Raw genomic sequence first — 19,030 nt, forward strand, 5'->3', positions numbered from 1 at the left:
AACGACCTCCTGGTTCAGGGTCAAGTTTGCCGCAAAACTCGCACTCGGATTGGTCCAGAATTCCTAAAGCGGATCAGAGCCGGGGCATTGGCCTCTTGATGCCGTGCTGGCGGAGGGATTGTTCGCCGCGCTGTATTTTTTGAGCGAACAGGCGGCGTCGCTGACGGCGCCGTCGATGGATGATCCGGCGTTCGGCTAAGGATGGTGTGGCGCGGCGACAAACATGCATGAGGATGGCCATGTGAGTCGCTTTCCGCCAGTCGTGATCGGCGGCTATCGGCCACCTTCTGTCATTCGCGAGCAGGGCGCGGCCGGCGGATTTCCAAAGGGCAACGGACGTTTGCCTCATCCCCGTGCAGGCCAACAAAGGGGGCGAGGCATCCCCCTGTTTTTCAAAGGCAGGGCCTTAAATCCACTGATCGTTCACCACAGTGCGCTCGCTTGGAGCGCTGTCCCCGGTATTCACGACACCGCGTGGCTCGATCAGCAGCAGTTTCACGCCGGCAAGTGCGCAGGGCTTGTGCTCGACGCCTTTTGGCACGACGGCCATCTGACCGGCACGCAACACGAGAGAACCGTCGCCCGATGGCCCATCTCGAAAGTCAATCCGCAATTCGCCGTCCAGCACGATAAAAGTCTCATCTGTATCGCTGTGTTTGTGCCAAACGAATTCACCTTCGACCTTTACGACCTTGAACTGATAATCGTTCATTTCCGCGACTACGCGCGGTTGCCAGTACCCGTCGATCAGTGCGATCTTGCCAGTCAGGTCGATCGCCTCGCATTGACCGCGTGAGGCGGGTCCTATGCCGGAATGTGTTGATATGGACATCGTTCGTACCCTCCGTTCGGTGTAGATGTGCCGTCGAGAATACTCAGCCACCAGAGGGCTGTATTGAACGATTGTGGGTAACGATTCAACCGAAGGGCACGTTGTTCACAATCCGGAGCCAGCGCCCCGGCGTAAGGCCAAAGGTCTTCAGGAAATGACGTGTCATGTGGCTTTGATCGGCAAAGCCTGCGTCTACGGCCGCACTCGCGAGCGAGATGCCTGAGAGCAGCATGCGCCGCACGGCATCGAGCCGACGCATTGTGAGGTAGCGATACGGACTCGTGCCGTAGAACGTGCGGAAATCGTGCGAGAGGCTCCAGCGGTCACGGCCCGTCGCGACTTCCACTTCTTCGAGCGTGACTATGCGCGTGAAGTTCGCGAGCAGAAAATCGCGAGCACGGCGCGCTGCGAAATAATCGCCTTTGCCTCGTTCGCGCGGCATGCCCGCGACGGCGGCGAGCGCATGCGCAAGCTCGGCCAGCGCGTCGCTCTGTTCAAGCGGTTCGAACGTATGGCCTACACGTTGCAGCAAGGTTTCCGTTGCCGCCCCGATACGTCGATCAGTCGTTATACCGCCTTCGAGGAACGGAAGCGCCCTGCCACCCAATACGTCCTGGAAAAGTGCTGGCTCCACGTAAATCATGCGGTACCGGAATCCCTCGCCCGTACCCGCCTGGCCGTCATGCGCTTCATCGGGGTGTAGCACGATGGTGTTGCCCGGCAGGCTGTCACGCTGGCTGCGTCGATAGCTGAAGCTCTGCACCCCCGCGAGCGTGCGGCCGATCGCGTACGTATCGTGGCGATGCATGGCGTAAGCTTTGCCGCGAAACCAGGCCTCGATGCGCTCGATGCCCTCTGTCGGCTGGGCGCGCACCACCCAGTCTGGGGGTATGGATGCAGGTTTTCGGAGCATGGCGAGTCACAAAGGAGAGTGAAGCACTGGGAGATTTTACAGAGTGCTACATGAGCGCGCCGAAGCCCACTTCCATGTCGAAGTGATCGCATCGTCCTTTGCATCGACTGACAGAAATGGTTGCTTCTTCGTAAGCGATCCATTCGTCGCGCAGCACACGCGCTTCGCGGAGGGACACCTCTGGGTAGCTGCCCAGCGACATCCGCTTTTGCCTGCCGGCCCAGTAGTAGCGGAAATGCCAGGCCTTGCCTCCTGTCGCCGACACGGCCAGACAGAGGCCATCCAGATCCGGGAGGGTGTAGGCCTTGCCGGTGGCTTTGGCCTGTCGAATTGCGAAGTTGGAGAGCGCCATGCTCTTGCTCCTGAACATGAGTCAGGAACTCGATGCTGGTCACATGAACCGCGCGCCTCCATCCACAATCCGGAATCAGCCATGTCCGTAAAAATGGACTTGTTTTTGGACTTAAAAGTCCCGGCTGGGAGCGGATTTCAGTGGCTGTCGCCGGAATCGAAGGCAGGTCAATAAGTCAATTGCATCAATGACTTGACCCACTTCTCTGGACGTCCACGGATCTCCGTGGATTGAGGCGGTGGAGCGGGCGATGGGAATCGAACCCACGTCATCAGCTTGGGAAGCTGAGGTAATGGCCATTATACGACGCCCGCAGAACGGATGATTCTACAGCGGATTGGGTGGAAAGGGCAAGCGAGTGGATTGGGCCGCTGTCGTCGGGGCAGGCATCGCTCGACGATGGTGTGGTGACATGGCTTGGTCGTGAAGTACCTGAGGGGCCACGTATTGTTCTATTCACCTCTGCGGAGGCGTCCGTCGGTTGTTCGTGGCGGGACGGGGGAGCGATCGAACTCCCATACATGCCGTCGACCGGGGTGCCGACATCGGGATGGGGGCAGTTATCGGGAGGTGAAACTCCCGATCCGAGAGTTGCCCGGCCGTAGTCGGATGGTCTAAATCGCGGGGACCGTCGCAGTATGTACGGCCTCTGCCGCCACGATCATGCATGCGCGTATCCGATCGCCATCGCAGCGAAGCGCGTCATCCGCCGGGTGGCGCGTTGCGGGCCGGCGAGGAAATCGCGCAACCCGGCCTGCTGTATCGAAGGCTATCTGCCTTCCAGCCATCTATACCGCGCCGCTTTACCCCCGGACACTCAACGCCTTCTCAAGCGCCGCAATCAGCTTGAATGCATCGTCGCGGCCGATCAGGAAACCACGGCTGGTGTACTCGCACCCGAAGGCGTAGAAGCTCGGCAGCAGCGTCACCATGTCCTTCTGCTGATCGAAATCGACTTCGCATCTAGTCAACGGGAAGAACGGGTGGGAATCGGTCTGCCGGTCGGACACGACGTCCTCCTAGTACATCTTGCGGGGCGGCAGCATGCGCTTCGCCCGCAAGCGTTGCCGCGCAACGGCGCTGGCCTTCTTGCGCTTGCGTTCCGCGGTGGGCTTCTCATAGCCGGTGCGGGCGCGCAATTCCCGGATCAGCCCGGTTCTCTCGATGTCGCGTCGAAAGCGCCGGAGTGCGACGTCGATCGGTTCGTTGACCTTGAGCGTGATGGTTGTCATGTAGATCCTGCTTCGGAGCGTTGGAAAGGGAAATCAGCCGAGTCGTGTCATGACGGCGCTTGCTATCTCGTCAGATTCGAACTCCGAATATCCGGCTCCGAGCGAAAGTGCGCGTACTGCCGCGAACATCTGCAACTCCTGTTGATGGCGCAAGCCGGAATCGGCAATTCCGGCGGGAAGGGCGGCGTCGGCACGGGCGACCTGACCTCGTCCGATCAGGCGAAGAAGCTCGTCGATGATCATGCCCTCCTCCTCATTGCCGGAAAGCCGCGTTGTCGCGGCGAACCGCGTCAGCGTGCGTCGGAAAAGAAATCCGGGTTGTCGCCGCCGGCGTTGTCGATGAGGCCCTCGGCATAGCGCAGCGAAGCACGACGTGCGTTGCCGACGGTTTCGAACGGTGCGTTGTCGACCAGCCTGAATGTCTGGCTGCGCGTCAGCGTATCGTCGGTGCCGCGCAGGCAGATCTTGACCGCTGCGTCGAAGCCGGCGTCATAGTTGCGAGGGCAGCCGTTGAAAGGCTGCACGTGGGGATAAATCAGTGGATAAATCTCGAATCCACGGTAGAGATGCATGCTCATGATGAAATCCTGGCGTTCGGTTGCGACGAATCGCATGGACGAACGCATTCAGCCGGTATCGCCGCTGCGCGGCGCGACAGGTAGGGTGTAAGGGGCAAACAGTGCGTGCGGGGAAGGCGGCGCGACGCAGCAAGGGGGTAGTGAAGAGGCGAGCACCGGAGGGCCAGGGTGTGCTCGGATGAAATGATCATACGCGCATCGTTCTCCGGATGTCCATCGCAATTTCGGACACCGCAGGGATGCGCGGGCGACCGGCGCGGGCGACCGGCATGCGATCGACGGGGCGACTCGCGCACGTTGTCCAGCCCGACCGTCAGCGCTGGACGAATCGTCTTCCCGTCGAGGCGGTCGACGCGTGTTCGTCCTTGTGCCGGAAGTTGATGCCGCCTCTGATCAAGTCTGCGAGCGATAACGCCGGCGTGACCCGATATCCCGATGCGTATGGGGCGACTACCACGCCGTTTCCCGGCGTCACGCGAAACCTGTTGTCCTGCAGCGCTTCGTCGACGACGCCGTCCAGTTCCCGACGACGCCGTCCAGTTCCAAAATCGAATACGCGCACGGCTCGGTACACGCCGAGTGGGCGCGCCGGCAAGGACGCATGCAACGCCTGGAAGGTGCGGTCGTATCATGCCCGCCCCGGGCGGGGTATCGGATATCCGCGGTGGCGGGGCGTGATCCTGGCGCGCGCATGATGCGCGCGCCAGCGGTCAGGGCTGGGTACTAAGGCGGGTTACAGCGGCGTGATGTTCGACGCCTGCAGGCCCTTGGGACCTTGCTTCGTCTCGAAGCTGACTTTTTGGCCTTCGGCGAGCGTCTTGAAGCCGTCGCCGCGAATCTCCGAGAAGTGCGCGAACAAGTCTTCCTTGCCGTTGTCGGGCGTGATGAAGCCAAAACCCTTGCTGTCGTTGAACCATTTGACGGTGCCGGTATCCATGTAGATCTCCTGAAAATTGGCGAGTATATGCGCCCCGAAAGGACACGGAAAAAGTCTCAAGGAGGGAGAGGACAACGAATACCGCAGGCCGCGGCCGATGGTGAGCAGCAATCACACTTCTTGAATACTTCGCGAGCCACAGTACGCTTCGTCAAGGGGGGCGTCAAGCGCTTTCGTCCGAAGCACGGACCTCGTCGTGTGCTTGCCGTCGTCATCGTGCCACGTTCGGGCGAGCACCGCCGGATGAACGTGGCACGACATCCAGAGGCGTTCGAGCCGACACCGATCGGCCAGGTTTGCGTGCGACGCCGATCGAGCAGAGCGCGCCTGGGTCCGGCTCCTCGCACCTGGCTGTTGTTTTGCGGCGAGGTCGCCAATATTTAGGTATCTGGATGAAATTTCGGTGAGATTCGTCAGGCTCAGGTGAGCGGGATCCCACGATTCCGATCCACGGTGCGCGGGCAAGGCCTCCGCCGTCATCGACCTTGCATGCGGCCTCGTTTCCCGCGAACCATGCGCGTTGTCGAGGTCGGTAAGGGCCGTCCGGGTTGGCAGGCCAAGCCTGTCCGTTCACGGCTGACATGGCGCGTGTCGAACATGCAAGCGCCGACGGCCTCATGCATCGCGCCGCAACCCGCAACTTGCGCCGTTTGTTCAAGCCCGCCGCGCCGCCGCACGGAACACTTCGCTCGTCCAACCCGCGGAGTCCGTCCATGCAGTTCCTCGTCAGAACCTTCTACGCTCCTGTTTTCTTCATCGGCACGATCAGCGCCGCGGTATGGCTGATCCATGTCCGCCACGCGCCGCCCTGGATGCTGATCGCGTTGTTCGCCGTCGCGCTCGCGCTGTCGTTCTGCTGCGAATCCCGGTTTGCCTACGATCTCGAATGGAACCGGTCGCGCGCCGATACGGCCCGCGACATGGCGCACGGTCTCGTGAACGAAGCGCTCAACGCGCTCGGCGTGTGCGTGGTGCCGCTCGTCACACGGTTCGCGCCGTTTCCCGGTCTTTGGCCGCAGCATTGGCCCTGGGTCGCGCAACTCATGCTCGCGATCGTCACAGCCGACATCGGCATCACGCTCGCGCATTACCTGAGCCATCGCGTGCCTTTCCTCTGGCGCCTGCATGCTGTTCATCACAGCGTCACACGGATGTACGGCTTCAACGGCCTGATGAAGCACCCGCTGCACCAGGCGCTGGAAGCCGTCGCCGGTACCGCGCCGCTGCTCCTGACCGGCATGCCCGTGTCGATCGCGGCGGTGCTGGCCTTCGCCATCTCGATTCAACTGCTGCTCCAGCATTCGAACGTGGACATGCGGCCCGGTCCGCTGCGTCATGTCTTTGCGTGGGCGCATGCGCACCGCTTCCATCACATGAAGTACGGCGACGCGGGCGACGTCAATTTCGGCCTGTTCCTGACGGTGTGGGACCGGCTGCTCGGCACCTATGTCGACGGCGACTATCGGATCGGCAGCCGCGACCTCGGCATCGGCACCCGGCCCGACTATCCCGACGCGTATCTGCGCCAGTTGCTCGAACCGTTCCGGCCCGAACGCGCATCGCCGGTTCCGGCCGCGCCGCCGGGGTTGCCGCGGCGTCTCTAGCGCAGGCTGCGGATCCGCATCGCGCGCAACGATGCATCGGCCCGCACGCCGAACAGTGCGCGCATCGTGCGCGAGAAATGGGCGGAATCGGCGAAGCCCGCCTCATGCGCGGCCGCCGTCAACGTCTGGCCGCCGAGCGCCCGTTCGAGCGCGACGCACAGCCGTCGCCAGCGCACCAGTTGCCGGATCGGCAGCCCCACGCGCGATCCGAACAGCCGTTCGAGCTGGCTGACCGACACATGCGCGGCGGTTGCGAGCGTGTGCGCGGACAGGGAGTCCGGCGACGGCGCATCGAGCAGCGCGAGCGCCCGCGCGACGCGTGGATCGTCGGGCAGGGGCCGCCGCCGCTGCGCGAGCGCCTCGGCGAGTGCGTCGAGCGACGGTGCGCCATGACGCGCGGCGTCGAGCAGCGCATCGGCCGACATCGCGAGCGGCTCCGCGTAAAGCGTGAAGAGCCGCGCGGGCGCATCGACGATCCGATGCCGCTGCATCGACGGGATCAGCACGCGCGCGCCGCGCACGGTTTCGCCATCGCATTCCACCGTGACGTCGCCGCCGGGCGACAGCAGCACCTGGTGCGCGTAATGCGCATGCATCGAGGTCGCGCCGGCCGCGCCGTCGATCAGCGCGAAATCCTTCGCAAGCCACAGCTCCCCGGACCAACCCGATGACGTCACTGCCTCCCCCTTCTGGTGCGTGCTTGTGCGGCCGAACCACGCCGCATGTCAATCACATGTTTTGTTGATTAAAAAGATTCAATTCATCGGGTTGCTTATCGATGCTCAATTGATAGGCGGACGCCTTACGCCATTATTTCGATTTTGTGCAATTTCATCCAATACGTCGTTTTTGATGCGCATAAAACTGGATGCGTCGCGGGAAATCGATTCTATTTTAAGAATTAATGAAGATGGGTGTTTCAGTTTTCGCTGTCAAGGTACTTGTTCCGGTTCACCGGGCGTCACGAAAGCGCCCGGCCGTCGTTCTGCAAGGCAGCGCCAAAAAACCGACCGCGCGGCCGCGTGGTCGTCCGAGCGTGATCCGAGGGCCGTTCCAACCAGAAGTTCTTTCCCACAGCACAGGAGCTGATGATGTCAGTCAACGTCGATAGCCTGGTCAGCAGCATCAAGAGCCACCGTTGCTACACCCACCCGGTCTTCCTCAACTGGGCGAAAGCGGATCCCGCGCCCGAGGTGGTCGGCGCGCTGTTCCATCAGATCCAGAACTTCTGTTCGGCGACCCGTCCGGGCTGGAACTTCCCCGACGCGCTGCACGAACACGGCTTGCCCCAGCAGAGCACGCTGATGCAGGAGATCGTCGAGAGCGAGGGCGGCCACGGCCCCGAGCTGGCGACGATGGCGGGTTACATCGTGAACCAGGCGGCCGGCGACGCGATCTTCGCGGACCTGTACGACCAGCACGCGGTGGAACAGGGGCTCAAGGCGTATTCCGATCGCCTGCTCGGCAGCCTGCCGGGCTACGACCACGCCAGCGGCCTGACGAGTCAGGTGCGCCGCGCGATGGCCGTGTTCGACGGCCGCAAGCAGACGGATCTCGCCTCCACCTATCGCAATCTCGGCGTCGCGCTCGCGCTCGAGATGATCTCGAATCGCCAGCTGATCCCCGGCGAAAAGCACTGCCTGGTCGACAGCGGCCTGTACCGCACCGATCTCGACGTGCCCGAGATGCACTACCTGCTCGAACACTGGGGCGAAGTCGGCGCGGAGGAGCAGCACGAACGCAATGCGCGCGAGGCGGTCGCGGTGGCGCTCGACGGTCCGCACGCGGCGCTCGTCGTCGAGGGGGCGCAGGATTTCCTCGATGCGCTCGCGAGCATGTGGGACCTGCTGGATGCGTCGCTGCTTCAGTCCGGGCATCCGGGCTATCGGGAGGACGCGCGGATCGCGGCTTGAGCGCACGACGACGGAGGCCGTTCATGGATCGGTTGCGCAAGAGGCGGATGGCTGCGCCTTGGCCGCGGGAGGCCGTGCCTGCCGCGGTGCTGGCGAGCCCGAGGGAAAGCATGCGGAGTCTGCCCAGGGTGTTGCAGCCGTTCCTGACCTGGCTGACGGGCATGCCGCTGTTCGACGAGACGCCGTTGTTCCGCTGGAACGCGTTCACCCGCACGGTCGCCGCCGTCGCGATCCTGCTCGCGGGGCTGGGCTTGAGCGCCGCGTGCCTGCGCGCCGGCGGCGTCGCGTATCTCGGGCTCGTGCCGGCCTGGCTGTTGACCGTCAACGGGATGCGCGACCTGTACACGGTGACCGAGCACTATTGCGCCCACGATACGTACTCGCGCGTGCACCGGCTCGACGTGCTGGTGGGCGAGTGCGTGTCGACGCTGCTGTTGGCGGCGCCGCTAGGCCTGTTCCGGCGCGAACACCTGAAGCATCACGCGGTGCCGCGTCTCGACAGCGATCCCGACGTGGTGTTCCTGGTCTCGACGGGGTTTCGCCGCGGGATGTCGCGGGCGGCATTCCGGCGCTACATCGCGCGGACCTGCCTGTCGCCGCGCTTCCACCTGCGCTACCTGGGCGCGCGCCTTGCCGCGAACCTGTCCGGCCCGCCGCTTCGCGTCGTCGCGACGCTCGCGTATCTCGCCGCGCTCGTTGTCGCGCTCACGCATTACCACGGCTGGCTCGCGTGGTGGGTCGCGTGGGTCGTGCCGGCAGTGCTGCTGTTCCAGATCGCATCGCTGATCAATTATCACTCGGAGCATCTGTGGGACGACGTGGCGTCGCTGGCCGGGCGCGAGGCGATCGCGCGGGTCTGCGTCGGGCGTTTCTGCGGCGATCCGGCGCCGGGTCCGCGCGCGGGCGTCGCGCGCTGGCTCATGTGGTGGGCGCGGGTGCTGTTCGTGCATCTGCCGCACCGGCTGCTGGTGTTGCCGGGCGACCAGTCGCAGCACGACCTGCATCACCGGCGGCCGCGCTCGGACTGGGCGAACGCGGCGTTCACGCGGCGCGACGACGTGATCGCCGGCGCGCCCGGCTGGCCGGTCGGCTATATCGACGTCTGGGGGAGCCTCGTCGACCACCTCGACGCCTGCGTCGATCCCCGGGGCTCGACACATCTCGTGCGGCATCCGCCGCACCACGCCGCGCGGTCCGCTGCGGCTGTCCGCGAGCGGCTTTCGACATCTTCTGGCTGAGGAGACTATGGAACTGATCTTTCGTGGCAAGACGCTGGATACCGGTTCGGCGCGGGTCGGCGCGCTGCACGCGTCGAACGGCATCCTCGACGATGTGTCCGCGCAGCATCAGCGGATGCGCGACGAGGGCTACCTGCTGTTTCGCGGGCTCGTGGATCCGCAGGTGGTGCTCGACGCGCGGCGCGAGATCCTGCTCAAGTACGCGATCGTGGGCGAGATCGACTCGAACGGCCACGACGTGATGGAGTCGATCCAGCAGACGCCGTCGTTCATCGATCAGGTGAACCTGCTCGCGTTCACCGAGAGCATCCGCTCGGGGAAGGCCTACAACGACGTCGTGTCTCATCCGGCGCTGCTCGGTTTCTTCGCGCGCTTTCTCGGCGGCGCGGTGGCGACCTTCGATTTCAAATGGCCGCGCTTCGTCCGCCCGGGCGAGGGCACCGGCATCCACTCGGACATCGTGTACATCGGGCGCGGCACGAAGAACCTGTGGTCGGCATGGATTCCGCTCGGCGCGGTGTCGCTCGACGAGGGGCCGCTGATCGTGCTGGAGCGCAGCCACCGCGCGACCACGCTCGACGCGTACTGGTCCGCCGACGCCGATCGCGACAAGATCGGCTGGCTCGGCGAGGATCCGTTCGCGCTGCAGGATGCGCTGGGCGGCCGCTGGCTCACGAGCCCGTTCGAGGCGGGTGACGTGATCGTGTTCGATACGCGGCTCGTGCACGGCTCGCTCGACAACGTGTCGCCGCGGCGGCGCTGCCGGCTGACCTCGGACACGCGCTACCAGCTCGCGCACGAGCCGCTCGACGACCGCTGGAACGGCGACATCTCGAATCCGCATGGCGGTTCGCAGAAGGCATTCCTGCCGGGCATAATGAAAACGAACGGCAATCGGGAATTCGAGGAGGAGTGGAAGCCCGTCGATGCGCACGGGCGGCTCGTCTCCGCGGTTTCGAGCGAGGCGTCGGCCTAGCGGCCCGGCCGCATCGAGCGCGCGCCCACCGGCCGGAGCGGGCTTACCGGAGATTCCATGAACGCCACCGAGTTGCGTGAGGCGCGGCCGTCGTCGTTGCCGGGCGCGGTCCTGCTGATGGTTGCCGCCACCGCGCTGTGGGGCGTCTCGTTCGTCGCGCCGCTCGTGCTGAACGCGTACACGCCGCTCGCGATCACCTTCGGCCGGTTCTTCTTCTATGGGCTGGTCTCCCTCGCGCTGCTGCTCGTGCGCTATCGCGCGCAGCCGCTCGGGCTCGCGGGGTGGGCGCGCGCCGCCGCGTACGGGTTGGCCGGCAACATCCTGTTCTCGCTCCTGGTCAGCTTCGGCGTGCAGGACACGGGCGCGGAGGTCGTGATCCCGATCATCGGGCTGCTGCCGATCTGCGTGTCGGTCGCGGGCGGCCGCGCGCTGTCCGCGGCGGCCTGGCGGCGGCTCGCCGTGCCGCTCGCGCTGGTCACGCTCGGGCTCGCGCTGGTGCTCGTGGTCCAGCGCGGCGGGCTCGTGCGCGACGCGCGGCTGTCGTGGCCGGGTGTGGCCGCGGCGGCGGCGACGGTCGTCATCTGGACGGCGTATGCGCTGTCGAATGCGCGCTTCCTGCGCGCGCATCCGTCGGTGTCCGGTGCGCACTGGTCCTGCGCGATCGGCGTGGCGACCTTCGCGCTCGCGCTCGTGCTGGCCGCGTGGCAGGCGCTCGCGACCGGCGCGGGCGTCTGGCGCACGGCCCAGACGCCGGCCCAGAGTCCCGCGCTGTTCGCGGCCGTGACGCTGGTGCTGGGCGTGGGCGGGTCGTGGCTCGCCACGATCTGTTTCAACCGCGCATCGAGCCTGCTGCCGATGAGCCTCGTGGGTCAGTTGATCGTGCTCGAAACCCTGTTTGGCATCGCCTACGCATGCCTCTACCGGAACACGCTGCCGCCCGCGCCGCAGGCGCTCGGGATGGCGCTCGTGCTCGCCGGCCTGTGGCGCGCGGCGCGCACGCGCTTCACATGACGCCGCTTCATCACGACAGACCAGGCGCGCGCAGCGCGAGGGACCGAAGCCATGGCACGACGCGATCCACGCAATCTTTCGGCGTTCTGGACGCTGCCGACGCTGCCGGGCGTCGAATTCCTGCACGCGCGCTATGCGACGCTGACGTTCGCGCCGCACGTGCACGAGGAACTGGTGATCGGCATGACGGAGGGCGGCGCGGGTTACTTCACGACCAACGGTCGCGAGCACGTCGCGACGGGCGACACGCTGATCCTGTTCAATCCGGACGAGCCGCACCACGGCGGCGTGGCCGAAGGCGGGCAGTGGCAGTATCGCGCGCTGTACCTGAAGCCCGAGGCGCTGGAACGATTGCGGCTTCAGATCACGGAGTCGAACCGGCCCGCGTATTTCTCCGCGAGCAATGTCGCCGACGCCGCGCTGGTCGGCCGCGCGCTCGACTTCCATCGCGCCGCGCAGCCGGGCGCGGCGGCGCTGGCGCTGGAAACGGGCCTGCTCGACCTGATGGCGGGCGCGATCCTGCGCCACGGCGACCTCAAGGCGCGCCTGCCGCGTTGCGGCCGCGCGGAGCCGGTCATCGGCAAGATCAAGGACTACATCCACGCGCATTACGCGGCCGACGTACAACTGGGCGACCTCGCGTCGCTCGCCGGCATGTCGGCGTTCCAGGTGCTGCGTGCGTTCCGCAAGCAGACCGGGCTGACGCCGCACGCCTACCTCAACCAGGTGCGTCTCGCCAAATCCAAGGCGCTGATTTCCAGCGGCTGCCCATTGACCGATGTCGCGATCACGGTCGGGTTCTTCGACCAGAGCCACCTGGTGCGGCACTTCAAGCGCAGCTTCGGCATCACGCCGGGACAGTTCGTGTGCGAACCCCGGCAAGCGGCCGCTGCGCCCGCGTTCTGAGCGGCGGCGCGGTGCGTCATGGCGTCAGCCGCTCCGGATCGCGCGGCACGAACGCGGCTTCCTTGACGCTCGCGAGCCCGAGCAGCTTCGCGATCACGCGTTCGACGCCGAGCCCGAACCCGCCGTGCGGCGGGCAGCCGTAGCGGAAGGTGTCGAGGTAGGACGCGAGCGTCTCCGGATCGATGCCCTTGTCGATCGCCTGCGCGCGCACCCTCTCGTAGCGATGCTCGCGCAGCGCGCCCGTGGTGATTTCCAGCCCCCGGAACAGCAGGTCGAAGCTGTGGGTCGTGCCGTGCGTGCGATCGCGCAGGTGATAGAACGGCCGTTTCGCGAGCGGGTAGTCGTGGATGAAGATCAGGTCGTGTCCGAGCAGCGCGTGGAGCAGGCGTTCGCCCTCGTCCGGCAGGTCGTCGTCCGCGGCGAGCGGCATGCCGTGCTGCGCGAGCAGCGCTTTGGCGTCGGCGAGCGACAGGTGCGTGACGCTCGGCGCCGGCGGCAGCGCGATGTCGAAATGCTCACGCACCTCGGCCGCGAACGGCGCGAGGCGTGCGAATGCATGCCGCAGCATCGCTTCCTCGAAGGCCATCACCTCGCGTACGTCGAACACCCAGGCAAGCTCGACGTCGAGCCCGGTGAATTCGGTCAGGTGCCGGCTGCTGCGGCTGTCCTCCGCGCGGAACACCGGGCCGATCTCGAACACGCCCGCGAGCCCGGCCGCGATCGCCATCTGCTTGTAGAACTGCGGCGATTGCGCGAGATAGGCGGTGCGTTCGAAATACGCGACCCGGAATACCTGCGCGCCGCTTTCGCTCGCCTGGCCCATCAACTTCGGCGTGTGGATCTCGGTGCAGCCGCGCGCGAGCGCGAAGTCGCGGCAGGCCGTCTCGAACGCGCTGCGCAGCCGCAGCATGCACAGCCACTTCGGCGCCTTGAGGTCGACGACCCGGTGCGTGAGGCGCAGGTCGAGGCTGCTGCCCGGGCCGATCGGCCGCGCCTGCGCGAGCGAGAACGCTGCCACGTCGTGAACGCGCAGCTCGAGGCCGGCGGTCTTGCTTTGCGGTGCGGCGACCAGCTCGCCCGTCGCGCGGAACGTGGTGCCCGCGAGCCAGTGGCGGATGTCGGCGTGGCAGGCGCGCGCGGCCTTGTCGACCACGAGCTGCAGCGGGCCGCCGGCATCGTGGGCGAGCAGGAACTGCAGGTGCTTCTGGTCGCGCAAGGTATCGAGCGTCAGATACAGGCTGACGATTTGCCCGAGATGGGCGGGGGCTTCGTGGACGGTGATCGGCATGAGGGCCTCGTGGGATGAAAGTGACGCGGAAATAAAAAAGGCACTCGGGATCGAGTGCCTTTGGTGTGGAGCAGGGGGGCTTGTCAGCGGCCGAACGCGTTCCTGTCACCCAAAGGCGACATCGGATTATTGCGACGGGCAACGCTGAAATGCGGCATGGGGCGCGGAGTGGGCGAGAGGGGCGGCCGCGCGCCGTGAAAAGGGCGGCGCGTCAGGGCATCGCATGACGATAGAGCAGAGACGGGGCGGCTGTAAAGCGGCGCGGCGATGACGCCGCGCATGGCGCGGGCTTTTGGGGGCCGGTATGCTGTGCGACTCGTTTGTTTGTCGCGGAGCACCCGGACCATCGTGTTTCCCCAACTGCACACCGAACGGCTGCTCCTGCGGGAGCTGCGCCCCGACGACGCGCCCGCGCTGCTCGCGATCCACGCGGATGCGGCGCACATGCGCTGGTACGGCGCCGATCCGGTTGCCACGCCCGACGACGCGGCGCGGCTCGTCGAACTCTATGCGGGCTGGCGCAGGATGCCGAACCCGGGCACGCGCTGGGGGATCGTCCGGCGCGAGGACCAGGCGCTCATCGGCACCTGCGGCCTGTTCAAGTGGAATCGCGGCTGGCGACGCTGCACGACGGGCTACGAGCTGGCTGCGTCCGAACAGGGGCGCGGCTACATGCGCGAAGCGCTGACGGCCGTATTCGCGTACGGCTTCGACGAGATGGCGCTCAATCGCATCGATGCGTCGGTGCATCCGGGCAACGCGGCGTCGATCCGCGTGCTGTCCGCATTCGGTTTCACGCGCGAGGGCTATACGCGGGAGGCGGGCTTCTGGGGCGGCAGATATCACGACCTGGTCGAGTTCGGCCTGTTGCGGCGCGATTTCCGGGCGTTCCCGGGCCGGGCGGGCGTCGAACCCGCGGCGTGCGCCGAAGCGGCCGGGGCGGACGACGCATAGCCGTGAGCGCGCCGCGCCCGGCCGCGCGCTTGCGAACCGGGCGCGGCTGCGCATAAAGTAGATCCCGATCCGCCGCGCGGCCGCGCTGGGCCGCCGTCCTCATTCGGAAGGGTTCGTCTTGATCTACTCCATTCTCGCGATTTTCATCGGCGCCGGGCTCGGCGCGCTGCTCCGCTGGTTCCTGAGCATCGGCCTGAACGCGGTGCTGCCCGAGGTGCCGCTCGGCACGCTCGCCTCGAACCTGATCGGCGGCTACCTGATCGGCATCGCGGCGGTCGTGTTTACCGCCAGGGCGGGGCTCGCGCCCGAATGGCGCCTGTTCGTGATCACCGGCTTCATGGGCGGGCTGACGACCTTCTCGACCTATTCGGCCGAGGTCGTCACGCACGTGATGGAGGGGCAATACGGCTGGGCGATGACGGTGGCCGTCCTACACTTAATAGGATCGTTCGTCTTGACGGGGCTCGGGATGTGGACCGCCCGCGCGTGGCTGGTCGCCGGCTGAGCGGGCCCCAGGCGGGGAGGTACGCATGGACAGGATCTTGTTGCGCTTCTACGTGCATGAGCATCATCGCCTGCACTGGAAGCCGCTGTGGGAATGGCTGCTCGAGACCGCGAGCGGGATGGGCGTGGCGGGCGGCTCGGCGTTTCGCGCGATGGCGGGCTTCGGCCAGCATCACGTGCTGCACGCGGACCGCTTCTTCGAGCTGCAGGGGTCGCTGACCGTGGAGGTGGAATTCGTCGTCAGCGAGGACGAGGCGGCGCGCCTGATCGATGCGGTGTCGCGCGAGAAACTGCGGCTGTGCTACACGCTGATCCCCGCGCGCTTCGGCGTGATCGACACCCTGGGCGATGCGCCGCCGCCCGCGGCGGGTTAGCGGCGCGGCCCCGGGCGGGGCTTCAGATCCCGAACAGCGTCATCGACACGGCGGCGCGCGTGACGATCATGATCAGCACCTGGACGATCACGAACAGCAGGATCGGCGACAGATCGATGCCGCCCAGCTGCGGCAGCACGCGGCGCAGCGGGTTCAGGAACGGCGCGGTCAGCTGGTAGAGGATCGCCATCGCGGGCGAGCGCGGGTTGAGCCAGGACAGGAAGGCCATCAGGATCGTCATCCAGAACACGAGCTGGAGCGTCCACTTCGCGAAGGTCAGGAGCGCGACGATGACGAGGGTGGGCGCCATCGCCATCACGTCGACGCCCGACATCGACACCATCAGCACCACATAGACGAAGGCGGTCGCGAGCGCCGCGACGACGCTCGCCCAATCGATGCCGCTCACGCCTGGAATGATGCGGCGCAGCGGCAGCACGAGCCAGTTGGTCGCCTGCAACACGGCCTGAGTGACGGGGTTGTACGGCGGCACGCGCACGGCCTGCATCCAGACGCGCAGGATCAGGGCGGCCCCGAACAACGTGAAGACGGTATTGAGCAGAAAGCGGGCGATCTCGCCGAACATCGTTGGAATCCTTTTTATGCAATCAGGTAGCGGGAGACCGCCGCGCGACGCGGCGGCACACCGGGCGTCACATTATCACGGCTTTTCCCGGGCGGGGAACCCCGCCGGCCGGGCCTGCGCGAGCGCGTCTTCCACCGTGCGTTCGAGGGCGTCGAGCGCGGCGGGCGGCGTCGCGCGGCGCTTCGCGAGCGCGATCGCGCGACGGGTCAGCAGCGCATAGAGCGTGGCGTGGTCGCCGCCGCGCGCATCGAGCAGCGCGAGCTGCTGCTCGACGATGCCGGCGTCGCCGCGCGACACCGGGCCGGCGAGCGCATTCGCGAGGCCCTTGTCGCGCGCGGTCTCGATCGTGCCCGCGAGCATCGGCAGCAGCGCGCGCAGCGCGTCGTCCTCGGCGAAGCCGAGCGTGCGCCACAGCTCGACGCATTCGGACAGGCCGCACAGCGCGAAGCTCGCCGCGTAGTGCGCGGCCGCGTGGTACAGCATCCGGCCGCCCGCCGGGATCGACAGGGGATGGCAGCCGAGCGCGCCGGCGAGCGCGGTCAGGTGTTCCTTCAGCGCGCCGTCGGCCTCGATCGTCACCGAGCAGCCGTCGATGCGCGTCAGGTCGGCGTCCCCGCCGCCGAACAGGTACAGCGGATGAAACCCGCCCGTCGCCGCGCCCTGGTCGCGCGCCGGGTCGAGCAGCGCGACGCTCGACGCGCCGCTGCAATGAACGAGCGCCTGTCCCGCCGCGCGCGCCGGATCGAAGCGCAGCTGCGCGGCGAGCGCGCCGAGCGCGTCGTCGGGCACGGTCAGGAAAATCAGGTCGGCGGCGTCGACCACCGCCTGCGGCGTGTCGAGCGCCGCGCACGCCGCGCCCGACTCCGCCGAGATCTGCGCGGCGAGCGCCTGCGCGGACGCCGGCGCCCGGCTCGCGACCGCGCTGACGGCGTAGCCGGCCCGCGCGAAACGGCGCGCGACGCAGCGCGCGAGGCGGCCCGCGCCGATGAAACCGAGGCGGGGAGAGGCGGGGAGGGTCATCGGAGGCTCGTCGAAAGGTGGCGAAAGTCGTCAGTATCGCGTATTCCGCGCGGCCGCTGCCGGGCTGCGGCAGGGTGTCCGGTGCGACGTCTTGTCTCAAATTTGTAATCGTTCATTACGGTGCGCGGCGTGCGCGCCTCGTGGAAATCGGTAAGGGTGACCGATCGGTACGTAAGCGTTTCGCGAGGTGGCCGGAACAGCACGCCGACGCGGGATCCGGTGCGGCGGCGGGGCGCGCCGGCGGGGTCCGGAGGACTTGCAATTTGCAACAAATGGGCATGGATCGTCATACGGGTTTTCGCTACATTGCAGCCATACAGTCTGCAATCAGCTGCTGTGATGTGGTGCGCCATTCCGGCCGCGCCGCCAGGAGAACCGAAGTGAAAAAGCTCATTCCGTTCATTGCCGCCGCCGCGTTGGGTCTCGGGGTCGTGGGCGCCGCGCAGGCGCACGTGTCGGTCGGGATCGGCATTGGTCTGCCGGTCGCGCCCGCCTATCCGGTCTATGCGGCGCCGCCGCCCGTCTATTACGCGCCGCCGCCGCCCGTCTACTATGCGCCGGCGCCCGCCTACTACGCGCCGCCCGCCGTCGTGGTCGGCGGCTACTATGGCCACGGCTATTACGGTCGCCCGTACTGGCACCGCGGCTACTACGGCCATCCGTACTGGCGGCGTTGAGGTTGGCGCGCGGCCCGGCGGCCGCGCGCGACGGCGCGTTCCGGCGAGGCCGGGCGCGCCGTTTGTCGTTTACCGCGGATGCGCATGGCGGGTGAAGCTGGGACAATGGCCGCGTGTCCCACTCCTTGCCTGCTGCCCGCCATGTCTGCTTCCGCTTCCCTTCCCGCACCCACCTATGACGATGTCGTCGACGCCGCCGCGCGCCTCGAGGGCGCCGCGCATCGCACGCCGGTCCTGACCTCGCGCACGGCCGACGCGCGCACCGGCGCGTCGCTGTTCTTCAAGTGCGAGAACTTCCAGCGGATGGGCGCGTTCAAGTTCCGCGGCGCGTACAACGCGATCTCGCATTTCGACGCCGAGCAGCGCCGCGCGGGGGTGCTCACCTATTCGTCGGGCAATCACGCGCAGGCGATCGCGCTCGCCGCGCGGCTCGCCGGCATCCACGCGACGATCGTGATGCCGCACGACGCGCCGGCCGCGAAGGTCGCGGCCACCCGGGGCTACGGCGGCGAAGTCGTCACCTATGACCGCTACCAGGAAAATCGCGAGGAAATCGGCGCTCGGCTTGCGCAGGCGCGCGGCATGACGCTGATCCCGCCCTATGACCATCCGCACGTGATCGCGGGGCAGGGCACGGCGGCGAAGGAATTGTTCGAAGAGGTCGGGCCGCTCGACATGCTGGTCGTGTGCCTGGGCGGCGGCGGGCTGCTTGCGGGCAGCGCGCTGTCGGCGGCGGCGCTCGCCCCGGCGTGCGAGGTGTTCGGGGTCGAGCCGGAGGCGGGCAACGACGGCCAGCAATCGCTCGCGCGCGGCGAGGTCGTGCATATCGCCACGCCGCGCACGATCGCGGACGGCGCGGCGTCGACCCACCTCGGCGCGTACAACTTCCCGATCATTCAGCGCCATGTGAAGGGGATCGGGACGGTCAGCGACGCGCAACTGGTCGACACGATGCGCTTCTTCGCCGAGCGGATGAAGATGGTGGTCGAGCCGACCGGCTGCCTCGCGGCGGCTGCCGCGCTCGACGGCGTGCTGCCGGTGGCGGGCAAACGGGTCGGCGTGCTGGTGAGCGGCGGGAACGTCGATCTCGCGCGCTACGGCGAGTTCCTGCGCGGCTGAGCGCGGCAGGGCCGCG

The 19,030-nt window shown here is 66.8% G+C and carries 23 protein-coding genes, 1 tRNA gene and 1 pseudogene; 11 read left to right on the forward strand and 14 right to left on the reverse strand.

The window, feature by feature from the left end; all coding sequences use genetic code 11:
• Positions 1-406: 406 nt before the first annotated feature.
• From AC1RQF_RS23645 to AC1RQF_RS23690, 10 genes and pseudogenes are all read right to left on the reverse strand, one after another.
• Positions 407-832 carry a cupin domain-containing protein gene (locus AC1RQF_RS23645; RefSeq protein ID WP_274001654.1) on the reverse strand — a complete coding sequence of 142 codons (426 nt, stop codon included), beginning with the start codon at positions 830-832 and terminating at the stop codon, positions 407-409.
• Between the two features lie 85 nt (positions 833-917).
• Positions 918-1,745 (reverse strand): AraC family transcriptional regulator, encoded by an 828-nt coding sequence (locus tag AC1RQF_RS23650; RefSeq protein WP_274001656.1) that lies wholly within the window; start codon positions 1,743-1,745, stop codon positions 918-920.
• 142 nt (positions 1,746-1,887) lie between these two features.
• Positions 1,888-2,097: pseudogene (locus AC1RQF_RS23655) on the reverse strand (Arm DNA-binding domain-containing protein); the annotation flags it as partial.
• A 239-nt stretch (positions 2,098-2,336) separates the two neighbouring features.
• Positions 2,337-2,411: transfer RNA gene (locus AC1RQF_RS23660), tRNA-Gly, on the reverse strand.
• A 489-nt stretch (positions 2,412-2,900) separates the two neighbouring features.
• On the reverse strand, positions 2,901-3,107 hold the full coding sequence (locus AC1RQF_RS23665) for a hypothetical protein (protein WP_274001658.1): 207 nt from the start codon (positions 3,105-3,107) through the stop codon (positions 2,901-2,903).
• A gap of 9 nt (positions 3,108-3,116) precedes the next feature.
• Positions 3,117-3,329: a 30S ribosomal protein S21 gene (rpsU, locus tag AC1RQF_RS23670; RefSeq protein WP_252985512.1), complete on the reverse strand. Its 213-nt coding sequence runs from the start codon at positions 3,327-3,329 to the stop codon at positions 3,117-3,119.
• A 33-nt stretch (positions 3,330-3,362) separates the two neighbouring features.
• Complete coding sequence (locus tag AC1RQF_RS23675) at positions 3,363-3,572, reverse strand: hypothetical protein (RefSeq protein WP_274001659.1); 210 nt, start codon at positions 3,570-3,572, stop codon at positions 3,363-3,365.
• Between the two features lie 47 nt (positions 3,573-3,619).
• On the reverse strand, positions 3,620-3,907 hold the full coding sequence (locus AC1RQF_RS23680) for a hypothetical protein (RefSeq protein WP_274001661.1): 288 nt from the start codon (positions 3,905-3,907) through the stop codon (positions 3,620-3,622).
• Positions 3,908-4,220: 313 nt separating this feature from the next.
• Positions 4,221-4,469, reverse strand: a complete 249-nt coding sequence (locus AC1RQF_RS23685) for a S1 domain-containing protein (RefSeq protein ID WP_274001663.1) — start codon at positions 4,467-4,469, stop codon at positions 4,221-4,223.
• A gap of 171 nt (positions 4,470-4,640) precedes the next feature.
• Entirely contained in the window at positions 4,641-4,844 is a 204-nt protein-coding gene (locus tag AC1RQF_RS23690; RefSeq protein ID WP_274001665.1) for a cold-shock protein, read from the reverse strand.
• 713 nt (positions 4,845-5,557) lie between these two features.
• Between AC1RQF_RS23690 and AC1RQF_RS23695 the strand changes: the two genes are divergently transcribed.
• A complete protein-coding gene (locus tag AC1RQF_RS23695) occupies positions 5,558-6,448 on the forward strand; it encodes a sterol desaturase family protein (RefSeq protein WP_492873093.1) in 891 nt (296 codons plus the stop codon).
• On the opposite strand, the gene AC1RQF_RS23700 is transcribed toward AC1RQF_RS23695, so the two are convergent.
• Positions 6,445-7,125: an AraC family transcriptional regulator gene (locus AC1RQF_RS23700; protein ID WP_274001669.1), complete on the reverse strand. Its 681-nt coding sequence runs from the start codon at positions 7,123-7,125 to the stop codon at positions 6,445-6,447. The genes AC1RQF_RS23695 and AC1RQF_RS23700 overlap by 4 nt on opposite strands.
• A gap of 414 nt (positions 7,126-7,539) precedes the next feature.
• Between AC1RQF_RS23700 and AC1RQF_RS23705 the strand changes: the two genes are divergently transcribed.
• The 5 genes from AC1RQF_RS23705 to AC1RQF_RS23725 all read left to right on the forward strand — a co-directional run bounded on the left by AC1RQF_RS23705 (position 7,540) and on the right by AC1RQF_RS23725 (position 12,492).
• Entirely contained in the window at positions 7,540-8,361 is an 822-nt protein-coding gene (locus AC1RQF_RS23705; RefSeq protein WP_274001670.1) for a hypothetical protein, read from the forward strand.
• A 110-nt stretch (positions 8,362-8,471) separates the two neighbouring features.
• A complete protein-coding gene (locus AC1RQF_RS23710; protein WP_492873094.1) occupies positions 8,472-9,599 on the forward strand; it encodes a fatty acid desaturase in 1,128 nt (375 codons plus the stop codon).
• 7 nt (positions 9,600-9,606) lie between these two features.
• Entirely contained in the window at positions 9,607-10,575 is a 969-nt protein-coding gene (locus AC1RQF_RS23715) for a phytanoyl-CoA dioxygenase family protein (RefSeq protein ID WP_274001675.1), read from the forward strand.
• A gap of 57 nt (positions 10,576-10,632) precedes the next feature.
• Positions 10,633-11,586, forward strand: a complete 954-nt coding sequence (locus tag AC1RQF_RS23720) for a DMT family transporter (protein ID WP_274001678.1) — start codon at positions 10,633-10,635, stop codon at positions 11,584-11,586.
• Between the two features lie 51 nt (positions 11,587-11,637).
• The gene (locus AC1RQF_RS23725; RefSeq protein WP_492873095.1) at positions 11,638-12,492 is read left to right on the forward strand and encodes an AraC family transcriptional regulator; all 855 of its coding nucleotides are present in this window, start codon (positions 11,638-11,640) and stop codon (positions 12,490-12,492) included.
• A 16-nt stretch (positions 12,493-12,508) separates the two neighbouring features.
• Here the strand turns inward: AC1RQF_RS23725 and aspS are convergent, their stop codons facing one another.
• Positions 12,509-13,780, reverse strand: a complete 1,272-nt coding sequence (gene aspS, locus AC1RQF_RS23730; RefSeq protein ID WP_492873096.1) for an aspartate--tRNA(Asn) ligase — start codon at positions 13,778-13,780, stop codon at positions 12,509-12,511.
• Positions 13,781-14,128: 348 nt separating this feature from the next.
• Here aspS and AC1RQF_RS23735 point away from each other — a divergent pair, with 348 nt between their 5' ends.
• The 3 genes from AC1RQF_RS23735 (at position 14,129) to AC1RQF_RS23745 (ending at position 15,612) form a co-directional block, all read left to right on the forward strand.
• On the forward strand, positions 14,129-14,734 hold the full coding sequence (locus AC1RQF_RS23735) for a GNAT family N-acetyltransferase (protein ID WP_492873097.1): 606 nt from the start codon (positions 14,129-14,131) through the stop codon (positions 14,732-14,734).
• A 118-nt stretch (positions 14,735-14,852) separates the two neighbouring features.
• Positions 14,853-15,239: a fluoride efflux transporter CrcB gene (gene crcB / locus AC1RQF_RS23740; protein ID WP_252985497.1), complete on the forward strand. Its 387-nt coding sequence runs from the start codon at positions 14,853-14,855 to the stop codon at positions 15,237-15,239.
• A 25-nt stretch (positions 15,240-15,264) separates the two neighbouring features.
• Positions 15,265-15,612, forward strand: coding sequence for a DUF190 domain-containing protein (locus tag AC1RQF_RS23745; protein ID WP_274001684.1), 348 nt, complete (start codon positions 15,265-15,267; stop codon positions 15,610-15,612).
• Between the two features lie 22 nt (positions 15,613-15,634).
• On the opposite strand, the gene AC1RQF_RS23750 is transcribed toward AC1RQF_RS23745, so the two are convergent.
• Together AC1RQF_RS23750 and AC1RQF_RS23755 are read right to left on the reverse strand one after the other, a co-directional pair.
• Positions 15,635-16,198 (reverse strand): YggT family protein, encoded by a 564-nt coding sequence (locus tag AC1RQF_RS23750; protein WP_274001687.1) that lies wholly within the window; start codon positions 16,196-16,198, stop codon positions 15,635-15,637.
• A gap of 75 nt (positions 16,199-16,273) precedes the next feature.
• Positions 16,274-17,218: a Rossmann-like and DUF2520 domain-containing protein gene (locus tag AC1RQF_RS23755; protein ID WP_492873098.1), complete on the reverse strand. Its 945-nt coding sequence runs from the start codon at positions 17,216-17,218 to the stop codon at positions 16,274-16,276.
• Between the two features lie 380 nt (positions 17,219-17,598).
• On the opposite strand from AC1RQF_RS23755, the gene AC1RQF_RS23760 reads away from it, so the two are divergent.
• Both AC1RQF_RS23760 and AC1RQF_RS23765 read left to right on the forward strand, forming a co-directional pair.
• On the forward strand, positions 17,599-17,895 hold the full coding sequence (locus AC1RQF_RS23760) for a hypothetical protein (protein WP_274001690.1): 297 nt from the start codon (positions 17,599-17,601) through the stop codon (positions 17,893-17,895).
• Positions 17,896-18,036: 141 nt separating this feature from the next.
• On the forward strand, positions 18,037-19,014 hold the full coding sequence (locus tag AC1RQF_RS23765) for a threo-3-hydroxy-L-aspartate ammonia-lyase (protein ID WP_274001691.1): 978 nt from the start codon (positions 18,037-18,039) through the stop codon (positions 19,012-19,014).
• Positions 19,015-19,030 lie beyond the last annotated feature (16 nt).

Source organism: Burkholderia sp. GW821-FHT14F03, from assembly GCF_058803765.1.